The organism is Saccharopolyspora sp. 6M (assembly GCF_020176775.1).
Classification (GTDB): Bacteria; Actinomycetota; Actinomycetes; order Mycobacteriales; family Pseudonocardiaceae; genus Saccharopolyspora_C; species Saccharopolyspora_C gregorii.
On the sequence record NZ_JAIUJZ010000238.1, the window covers coordinates 5,225 to 14,805 of the forward strand.

The 9,581-nt window shown below is 72.6% G+C and carries 8 protein-coding genes and 1 pseudogene; 1 reads left to right on the forward strand and 8 read right to left on the reverse strand.

What is annotated here, in order from left to right:
* Positions 1-50: 50 nt before the first annotated feature.
* From LCD31_RS29855 to LCD31_RS25820, 8 genes and pseudogenes are all read right to left on the reverse strand, one after another.
* Positions 51-830 (reverse strand): annotated as a pseudogene (locus tag LCD31_RS29855) (copper transporter); the annotation flags it as partial.
* Positions 827-2,011, reverse strand: a complete 1,185-nt coding sequence (gene steA / locus LCD31_RS25790; protein WP_224962220.1) for a putative cytokinetic ring protein SteA — start codon at positions 2,009-2,011, stop codon at positions 827-829. The pseudogene LCD31_RS29855 and the gene steA, both read right to left, overlap by 4 nt.
* Positions 2,012-2,110: 99 nt before the next feature.
* Entirely contained in the window at positions 2,111-3,916 is a 1,806-nt protein-coding gene (gene recN, locus LCD31_RS25795) for a DNA repair protein RecN (protein ID WP_224962223.1), read from the reverse strand.
* A 114-nt stretch (positions 3,917-4,030) separates the two neighbouring features.
* Positions 4,031-4,924 (reverse strand): NAD kinase, encoded by an 894-nt coding sequence (locus tag LCD31_RS25800; RefSeq protein ID WP_224962225.1) that lies wholly within the window; start codon positions 4,922-4,924, stop codon positions 4,031-4,033.
* On the reverse strand, positions 4,921-5,808 hold the full coding sequence (locus LCD31_RS25805; RefSeq protein WP_308011334.1) for a TlyA family RNA methyltransferase: 888 nt from the start codon (positions 5,806-5,808) through the stop codon (positions 4,921-4,923). The genes LCD31_RS25800 and LCD31_RS25805 overlap by 4 nt, the downstream gene beginning before the upstream one ends.
* 5 nt (positions 5,809-5,813) lie before the next feature.
* Positions 5,814-6,050, reverse strand: coding sequence for a hypothetical protein (locus tag LCD31_RS25810; protein WP_224962229.1), 237 nt, complete (start codon positions 6,048-6,050; stop codon positions 5,814-5,816).
* Between the two features lie 95 nt (positions 6,051-6,145).
* Complete coding sequence (locus LCD31_RS25815; protein ID WP_224962231.1) at positions 6,146-7,171, reverse strand: HAD-IIA family hydrolase; 1,026 nt, start codon at positions 7,169-7,171, stop codon at positions 6,146-6,148.
* Positions 7,168-8,106, reverse strand: coding sequence for a hypothetical protein (locus tag LCD31_RS25820; protein WP_224962233.1), 939 nt, complete (start codon positions 8,104-8,106; stop codon positions 7,168-7,170). Before LCD31_RS25820 ends, LCD31_RS25815 begins: the two co-directional genes overlap by 4 nt.
* Before the next feature lie 18 nt (positions 8,107-8,124).
* Here LCD31_RS25820 and LCD31_RS25825 point away from each other — a divergent pair, with 18 nt between their 5' ends.
* Positions 8,125-9,390, forward strand: a complete 1,266-nt coding sequence (locus LCD31_RS25825; RefSeq protein ID WP_224962236.1) for a hypothetical protein — start codon at positions 8,125-8,127, stop codon at positions 9,388-9,390.
* Positions 9,391-9,581 lie beyond the last annotated feature (191 nt).

A 9,581-nucleotide genomic window follows, 5' to 3' on the forward strand; every position in this document is an offset into this window, starting at 1 on the left:
GCGTTGTCCACCGTGGACAACGCGGAGGACACCGCCCGGTCGACGCGGGCGACGCCGACCGCCCCGTCGCCGTCGGCGGAACCGCGCGCACCCGCGAGCACCGCGCCGCCCCCGGAGCGGTCCAGCTGCGAGGCGAAGCGGGCCAGGAAGGCAGCCCGGTCGGCCGCACCGGGCTCTGCCCCGGAGCCCGCCTGATCGCCGCCGGTCATCACCAGCGCGAGCGGCGCGGCGCGCACCTCGCCCACCACCGTGGCGAAACCGCCCTCGGACAGGCCGGTCAGCGCCGCCGCGCGCTCCTCCGGCGAGACCTGCGGCGCACCGGCTCCTTGGTCGAGCAGGGTCAGCGGCCCCAGCAGCCCGCCGGTCAGCGTTCCGACGTCGGTGGCGGTGGGCAGCTGCACCCCCGCGGGGAGCAGCCGGGTGACCAGCTTCCGCGCCTGGTCGGCCCGATCCGGTTCGGCGATCGCCCGGTCCAGCTGCACCTCACCGGTCACCTCCGCGCCCGATTCCTCGATCAGCCGGCGCATTCCGGCGCGGTCCTGCTCGGAGACGTCCCAGGTGCTGAAGAGGAGGACACCGCGATCGGCCAGGCTGTCGCGCACTGTCATCGGGGCCGTGGCCGCGCTGAACCGGTTGGCGCCGTCCAGCTCGTCCCGGAGCGCGGTGCGCTCCGCACCGAGCTCGTCGACCTGGTTGCTCAGCGAGTCGCGCTCCTCGCCGACATGCGAGAGCAACCGCTCGCTGAGCGAGGTCGAGCCGAGCACGATGCCGACCCCCAGGGCCAGCAGCACCGCGGCCAGGGAGATCACGTGTTGGCGCATCGAGATCATGCGAACCACTCCTGCAGCTGCCCGAACGCGGACCGGCCGAAGTCGGCGAGCACCGCGAGGAAGGACGTTCCGAACCCGGACACCGCCAACGCCACGCCGAGCACCAGCAGCGCGGCCACCAGCAGCAGGACCACCGCCCAGTTCGACCCGGCGTTGCGCTGCAGCGCGGTCACCGCGGCACCGTCGACGAGCCTGCTCCCCAGCCGCAGCCGGGTCAGGAACGTGGACGGGTTGGAGCCGGACCGGCCGCGGTCCAGGAACTCGTGCAAGGTCGCCTGGAAGCCCACGGTCACCACGAGGCGGGCGTTGTGAGCATCGGCGATCAGCAGCGCAAGGTCCTCCGGGTTCCCGGAGGCGGGGAAGGTCAGCGCACCGATGCCGAGGTCCTGGATGCGCGCGATCCCCGGTGCGTGCCCGTCCAGGTGCGCGGGCACCACGACCTCGGTGGCCCGCTTCAGCGTGTCCTTCTCGATGCCGTTCGGATCACCGACGATCACGTCCGGGCGGTACCCGGCCCGCAGCAGCGTGTCCGCACCTGCGTCCACCCCGATCAGGACCGGCCGGTAGTGCTTGATGTAGCGCTTGAGGCGCTTCAGGTCGTCGGCGTGCCCGTAACCGGGCACCAGGACCAGGACGTGGCGGTCCTCGATGGGCACGGTCACCGCGGGCACCCCGACGCCGTCGAGGATGAGCATCCGCTCGGTGCGCAGGAACTCGATGGTGTTCGCCGAGAACGCTTCGAGCTGCGAGGTCATCCCCGTCTTGGCCTCGATCAGCTGGTCCGCGATCGAATCGGCGTCCTGCTCCACACCGGACGCGATCTCGCGGCCGCCCGAGTAGATCGTGCCCTCGTGCAACCGCACCTTGGAACCGTCCTTGACCGCGCGCATCGCCTCCCGGCCGGCGCGGTCGATCAGGGTGACGCCGGCCGCGGACAGCACCTCGGGGCCCAGGTTGGGAAACCGCCCCGAGATCGACGGCGCGGCGTTGACCACCGCGATGACCCCCGCCGCCACCAGGACGTCCGCCGTCCGGCGGTCGAGGTCGACCTGGTCCAGCAGGACGATGTCACCGGGACCGAGCCGCGAGGGCAGCTCGCCGGTGCGGCGCGGGACCCGCGCCGTACCGGTCACTCCCGGCAGCTCCTCCTCCTGACGTGTGAGCAGACCACTGAGCTTCATGCACCGATGGTGACAAATGGATCACCGCCCGGGAGGTCGCCACGCCGTACGACCACACCCGTTCAGCCCTACTTGATTGATCCAAATGGATCAATCGGGTCAGCGGGGGTTCGCGGCGGCGCTCTTCCCGCCGCGCCCGCCCTTCGCGGGTCCGGCCTTCGACTTGTCGGACGCGGCGGTCGCCAGCAGCTCCTCGGCGTGCGCCCGGCCGGTGGCGGTGGAATCCAGACCCGCGAGCATCCGGGCCAGCTCGGCGACTCGTTCACCGTCGGCGACCGTGCGCACGTCGCTCCGGGTGAGTCCGGTGTCGTTCGATCCCTTGTCCACCACGAGGTGCCGGTCCGCGTAGGCGGCCACCTGCGCGAGGTGGGTCACCACGACCACCTGGTGGGTCCGCGCCAACCTCGCGAGGCGGCGACCGATCTCGACGGCCGCCCGGCCACCCACCCCGGCGTCGACCTCGTCGAACACCAGCGTCGGCACCGTGTCCGCGTCGGCGAGCACGACCTCCAGCCCGAGCATCACCCGCGAGAGCTCACCACCCGAGGCGCCCTTGTGGATCGGCAGGGACGGGGCACCGGAGTGCGCGATGAGCCGCAGCTCGACCTCGTCGGTGCCGTCCGGGCCGGCGGCCAGCGTCCGGTCCCCCACCGCCAGCGCCGCGGTGTCCGACGCCTCGGTCTCCTTGGGCTCGACCACGACCTCCAGCCGCGCCTGAGCCATCGCCAGTCCGGCGAGTTCCTCGGAGACCGCGGCCGCGAGCCCCACGGCGGCCTCCTGCCGTTCCTTCGTGAGCACCTGGGCGTGTTCCGCCAGTTCGGCGGCGAGCTCGTCGCGGCGCTGCGCCAGGGCGGCCAGCGCCTCGTCGGAGGTGTCCATCCCGGCCAGGCGCTCCCGCGCGTCCGCGGCCCACGCCAGCACGCCGTCGACGTCGGCGGCGTACTTCTTGGTGAGGTTCTTCAGCTCGGCCTGCCTGGCGAGCACCTGTTCCAGCCGTCCGGGGTCGGCGTCGAGCCGGTCCAGGTACCCGCCCAGCTCGGCACCCACGTCCGAGAGCACCGCGGTCGCCTCCGCGACCCGCGAGTCCAGGTCGAGCAGCACCGGGTCCTCGGCGGCACCGAGCCGGCGCCGGGCGTCACCGAGCAGGCCCATCGCGCCCGGAGACTCCGGATCGCCGTCGGCCGCACCGCTCACCGCGTGCTGTGCACCGGCCGCGATCTCGCGCAGTTGGTCGACGTCGGACAACCGCCGCGCCTCGTCGACGAGGGCTTCATCCTCGCCCTGCTCCGGCGCCACGGCTTCGATCTCGTCCAGGCCGTGCTTCAGCAGCTCCGCCTCCCGTGCCCATTCCCGGGCCCGGTCGGTGCGCTCCGCAAGCTCCCGCACCACGGCGGTCCAGTCGGCGCGAACCCGCTGGTACTGCTCCAGGACGGCGGCCACCGGCTCACCGGCGAAGCGGTCCAGCACCGCGCGCTGCTCGCCGGGGCGCAGCAGCCGGAGCTGGTCGTTCTGCCCGTGCACCGCCAGCAATTGCTCCGACAGCTCGGAGAGCACCGCGTTCGGCACGGCCCGGCCGCCCAGGTGCGCGCGCGAACGACCATCGCTGTTCACGCTGCGCAGCGCGATCAGGCTGCCGTCCTCGTCCGGTTCGGCACCGGCTTCCCCGGCGACCTTCGCCGCCCCCGATTCGGGGGCGACCTCGAACCGCCCTTCCACCAGAGCCCGCGGAGTGTTCGATCGGACTCGCGAAGCATCGGCGCGACCACCGCTGAGCAGGTGCAGCCCCGTGACCACCATCGTCTTGCCAGCTCCGGTCTCACCGGTCACCACGGTCAGGCCTGGGTGCAGCTCAAGCGTGGCATCGTCGATGACTCCCAGTCCCTGGATGCGCATCTCAGCCAACACATCAAGCACCCTAGCGGGCGGCCCCGACCGCTCGGCCCCCGCCAGTCCGATCAATCACGCCGATCCGCGCGCGGCGGTGCCGCGCGACCGCGCTCGACTGCGGTTCGCGGCCGGTCAGTCGGCTGCCGGGCCGCGCCACCCCTGGACCGGGAGCTCGAACTTCCGGACCAACCGGTCGGTGAACGACGCGTCGTACAACCGGACCAGGCGCAGCGGGTTCGCCCCGGCCACGACCTCGACCCTGGCCCCCGCGGGCAGGTCGAAGTGCCGCTGCCCGTCGCAGCACAGCACCGCGTCGTGCCCGCCGTGGTCGATCTCCAGCGCTACGGTGGAGTTCCGCGACACCACCAGCGGGCGGGCGAACAGCGCGTGCGCGTTGCTCGGCACCACCAGCAATGCCTCCACTTCCGGCCAGACCACCGGCCCGCCAGCGGAGAACGCGTAGGCCGTGGATCCGGTCGGGGTGGAGCAGAGCACCCCGTCGCAGCCGAACGCGGACACGGGATGGCCGTCGACCTCGACGACCACGTCGAGGATGCGTTCCCGGCTGCTCTTCTCCACGCTGGCCTCGTTCAGCGCCCACGTGGTCGCGAGCACCTTCCCGTCGAGCATCGCGGTGATGTCGACGGTCATCCGCTCTTCGACGTGGTACCGGCCTTCGACCACGGCCAGCACCGCTTGGTCCAACGCATCCGAGTCGGCCCCGGCGAGGAAACCGACCCGCCCGAGGTTGACGCCGAACACGGGGACGCCCGGCAGCCGGGCCAGCTCGGCGGCGCGCAGCAACGTCCCGTCGCCACCGAGCACGAACACCAGCTCGGTGCCCGCGGCGGAGTGCGGTCCGGAAGGAACCGCTTGAGTGTAGCAGCCGGGGCTGAGGTCGCGCGCCTCATCCTCCAGCACGCGCACGCGCACGCCGGCTCCCACCAGTTGCCCGGCGACCTTCTCCGCGGTGCGCAGGTTGTGCTGTTTACCGGTGTGGACCACCAGCAGCACCTCTCGGGTCAACTGCGGCCCCCTCGTCGGTTTCCGGCCGTGCCGGCGGCGGCCTTCTGGGCCCCACCGCCCTTGTCCGTCGTCTGCGGCCCGGTGCGCACCGCTTCCGCGACGAGTTCCGCCGCTTCCGCCGGGTCGGTGCTCGCACCGGACCGCAGCCAGACGAAGAACTCCACGTTGCCCGAGGGCCCCGGCAGCGGGCTGGCGGTGACGCCGCGCAGCCCCAGCCCGGACTCCGCAGCGAAGCGGACCACGTCCAGGACCGCTTCCGCGCGCAGCTCGGGGTCCCGCACCACGCCGCCGGAACCGAGCCGCTCCTTGCCGACCTCGAACTGCGGTTTGACCATCGGGACCAAGTCGGTCTCCGGCCCGGAGCACGCCGACAGCGCGGGCAGCACGAGCTTCAGCGAGATGAAGGACAGATCGGCCACGACGAGATCGACCGGACCGCCGATATCGGCGGGTTCCAGGGCGCGCACGTTGGTGCGGTCGTGCACCCGCACCCGGTCGTCGGTCTGCAGCGCCCACACCAGCTGGCCGTACCCGACGTCCACCGCCACCACTTCCCGAGCACCCTGCCGCAGCAGCACGTCGGTGAAGCCACCGGTGGAGGCACCGGCGTCGAGGCACCGGCGCCCGTCGACGGCCAGCCCGTCGGCGCCGAAGACCTCCAAGGCGCCGAGCAGCTTGTGCGCCCCGCGAGAAGCCCACTTCGGGTCGTCGACGTCCTCGGCGACCACGACCGGGGCATCGATCTCGACGGCGGTGGCCGGTTTCCCGGCGACCATGCCCCGCACGGTCACCCGACCGGCGGCGATCAGTTCCGCGGCCTGCTCCCGCGACCTCGCGAGCCCGCGGCGCACGAGTTCGGCGTCCAAACGCGATTTGCGCGGCACTCCGATCACCCGCCGCCCGTCGAACCGGACAACATGTTCTCGGCTCTGCTCAACGCTTCGGACAACGCCGTGTGCACCGCCTCGAACCGCTGGACGTGATCGGCCACCGGCAACTCACGCACCTCGTCGAGACGCGCGAGCGCTTCACCGATGGCGTGCTCGGCCGCCGAACCGTCGTCCGAGGACTTCGCCAGCATCGACGGGTTCGGCGCGAATGCACCGCCCTGCCCTGGAGAGGTCATCGTCTCCCGCTTCTGTCGCCCACATCGCCGGACGTCTCGCGGCGACTACATCAACGCTATCCGAACTGAACCCCGGACGTGCGGAGCCGGTCGCTTCAGGCGAAGCCCAATCGGCGCAACGCATCGGTGGACGTGGAATCCGCCGAGCGCACGGTCACCTGCCCGGAGCCGACCGGCCACCACGCAGCGCACAGGGCTCGGAGCGCACCGAGCGCGTGCTCCCGCGTTCCGGACGACTCCGGCCGGTCCGACGCGGCCGACAGTTCGAGAACACCGTCCGCGACTCGAACCTTCCAGTCGGGCTGGTCGCCGACGGCGGTCACCTCGTGCGGCAGGTGCAATCCGCGCAGATCGTCCGCGATGTGCTCGGGCCGGAGTTCCACCGGCGCGAACAACGCGTCGGCCGGGGTTCCCACCCCGGTCAGGACCATCAGCGAGGGCATCCCGGACCGCACGGCACCGCTGATGTCGGTGTCGAGGCGGTCTCCGACCATCAGTGGCCGCCCGGCCCGCGCCGAGGACACGGCGCGGTCCAGCAACGGGCGTTCCGGTTTGCCGGCGACCTGCGGTTCCTGACCGGTCGCCGCGCGCAGCGCCGCGACCATGGAGCCGTTGCCCGGCAGCTCACCGCGTTCGGTGGGGAGCGTGGCGTCCGCGTTGCAGGCGACCCACGTCGCTCCGGCGCGGATGGCCAGGCACGCTTCCGCCAGGTTCCACCACCCGGTGTCCGGAGAGTGGCCTTGCACGACCGCGACCGGTTCGTCCGCGTTCTCCCGGACCGGGGTGAGTCCGAGCTGCTCGACCTCCGCTGCGAGCGCCTCCGAGCCGACGACGAGCACCTTCGCGTCGGTCGGCAGCTGTTCGGCGAGCAGGGCGGCACCGGCTTGAGCGCTGGTGCTCACCTCGTCCGCGGTGGCCTGCAGGCCGAGCGCGTTGAGGTGGTCGGCGACGGCTTGCGCCGGTTTGGACGCGTTGTTCGTCACGTACCGCACCTGCACGCACTTCCGGCGCACCTCCTCGATGGCCTCGTCCGCCCCGGGCGCGAGTTGGCCGCCGCGGTACACGGTGCCGTCGAGGTCGAGCAGCACCGCGTCGTGGTGGTCGAGCAGCGTTCCGGTCACTGCGATTCGTCCCCTCGCGGGTCGCTCGCCTTCACCGCTCGGTCGGCCGACTGCGTTCCGTCCACCGCTGTCTGCTTCGAGGCCGGGGCCTGTTCCACCGCGGCTGCATCGGGCTCGGCGGTCGCGGGGACGGCCTGCGCCGTGGTCGGTTCCGCAGCAGAGTCACCCGCGTCCACGGGTTCTTCCACCGTCACCTCGGCTTCGGATTCGGATTCGGATTCGGATTCGGATTCGGATTCGGTGGTGAGCTCGACGTCGCCCGCGTCGTCGAGCGCGGCGGGTCCGGCAGCGGTCGCTTCAGCCACGAGTTCTTCTGCTTCGGCATCACCGCCGAGCAGGACCACCAGCTCGTCCAGGCGTTCCGGGGCGTCCGTCTCACCGTCGTCGTCGGCGTGCGCGGCGTGCACGAACCAGGTGAACGCCTCCTGCACCCGGCCGGCGGCGAGCAGGTTGTCGGCGTACGCGTAGAAGAGCCGGGCGCTCCACGGTTCCTGGACCTTCGGGTCCAGTTCGGGAATCTGCAGGCTCACCACGGACGCTTCGACCTCGCCGAGGTCGCGGCGGGCACCGGCGGCAACGATGCGGAGCTCCACCGCTTCCCCACCGGTCAGCTCGGCGGCTTCGGCGCTGCGGCTCAGTTCCAGGGCCCGTTCCGCACGGCCCAGCGCACGCTCGCAGTCCGCCATGATCGCGATGTGCCCGGGGCCACCACCCATGCGGCGCGCGGCGCGCAGCTCGGACAGCGCCTCGGTCCACTCACCCATCTGGTAGGCGCACAGCCCGTTGGCTTCGCGCGCGGCACCGATGCGGGAAGCGCGGTGCCGCGCATACCGCGCGTGCACGAGCGCCTGCTCCGGGTCGGTGTCCATCAGCTTCCCGGCCGCGACCAGGTGCAAGGCGACCTTGTCCGCGAGCCCCTTCGGCAGCGAGCGCATGTCCCGGCGGACCTCACCGTGCAGCTCGGAGACGTCGACGTCCTCCGGCAGTTCCGGGGCGACCTCGACGGGCTTGGTCTCGACGTTCTCCTCGGCTGCCGCACTGGAACGCTGCGCGGCGTCCCGGTCGTGTCGGCGCGGACCGCGGTTGTCGGACTGCGGCCGCTGCCGGTCGTCGCGCCGCGGGCGGTCGTTGTCGAAGCGGTCGCGCTTGCCCTGCGGACGGTCACCGCCCCTGCGATCGTCCTTCGGACGCCCGTAGGAGGGACGGCCGCCGCGGTCATCGCGACGATCGTCGCGCTGCCGCCGGTCGCCGCCACGATCGTCGCGCTTGTCCGGCCAGGAGCGGCCGCCGCGGTCCCGGCCGTCGCTCTTGCGGTCCTGCCACGGGCGGTCGTTGCGCGGACGGTCGTCGGAACGGTGGCCGCCGCCTTGGTGGCGGTTGCCGCCCGCGCGGTTGTCGCTCCGCCGGTCGCCGCCCCGCTTGTCGTCGTCGCGCCGGTGATCAGGGCGCCGGTTGTCCGGGCGCTGGTCGTCGCGCTTGAAGTTCGAGCCCTGGCGGTCGCGGCGGTCGTCGAACCGCGGCTTGTCCCGGCGGTCACCGCCGCGGAAGTCACCACGGTTCCGGTCGCCACCGCGGAAGTCACCGCGATTCCGGTCGCCACCGCGGTCGTCCCGAGGCCGGTCGTCGCGGTAGGAACGGTTGGGCCGGTCGTCCCGGTTGAAACCACGGCCGCGGTCGTCCTGCCGGTCGAAGCGACGTGCGCCTCCCGAGCCGCCACGGCCGCCGTCGTTCCGACGATCGTCACCGCGACGCTCGTCGCGGAAGCCACCACGACGTTGTTCGCCCGGACGTCCGCCCTTGCGGTCGTCGAACTTGGAGTCCCGTCGGAAGCCGCCCTTGTCGGCCGGACGGCCCCGGTTGTCCTTGCGGAACTTGGAGTCGCCCTTGTCGCCAGGGTCACCCCAGGTCTGCTCGTCGCGTCCCTGCCCGAAGGCGCGCTGACGGTGCCCCCCATCGGCCCGGCGATCTTCGATGCGCGGTCCGCCGCGGTCGCGGTTGTTCGAGAACCGGCTCCCACCGCCCTGTCGGCCGCGGTCACCACCCGAGCCGCGGGATCCGCCGTCTCGGCCTCGGTCGTTCCGGCCGCCGAAACCGCGCCCTGCCGATCCGTTCTTGCCGGCCTGGCCGCTGCGGCCGGAATCGGCTCCGCGGCGGTCGCCGCCGCCACGCGTGTCGTCGGACCCGGACACCAGACCTCCTGGACGTGCAAACTCGGTTGAGTACCAGCGTAGACCTCGGCGCCACCGCTCTACCGGTGCCGTCCGAGTGTGGATGCCGCGTCGCTCGCAGTCGAGGCGCAGCACAAAAAAGGGGCCCCCGGGGGGGGGGGGGGGGGGGCGGCCCCGGGGGGGGGGGGGGGGGGTTTTTGGGGGGGGGGGGGGGGGGCGCGCCCCCCCCCGGGGGGGGGGGG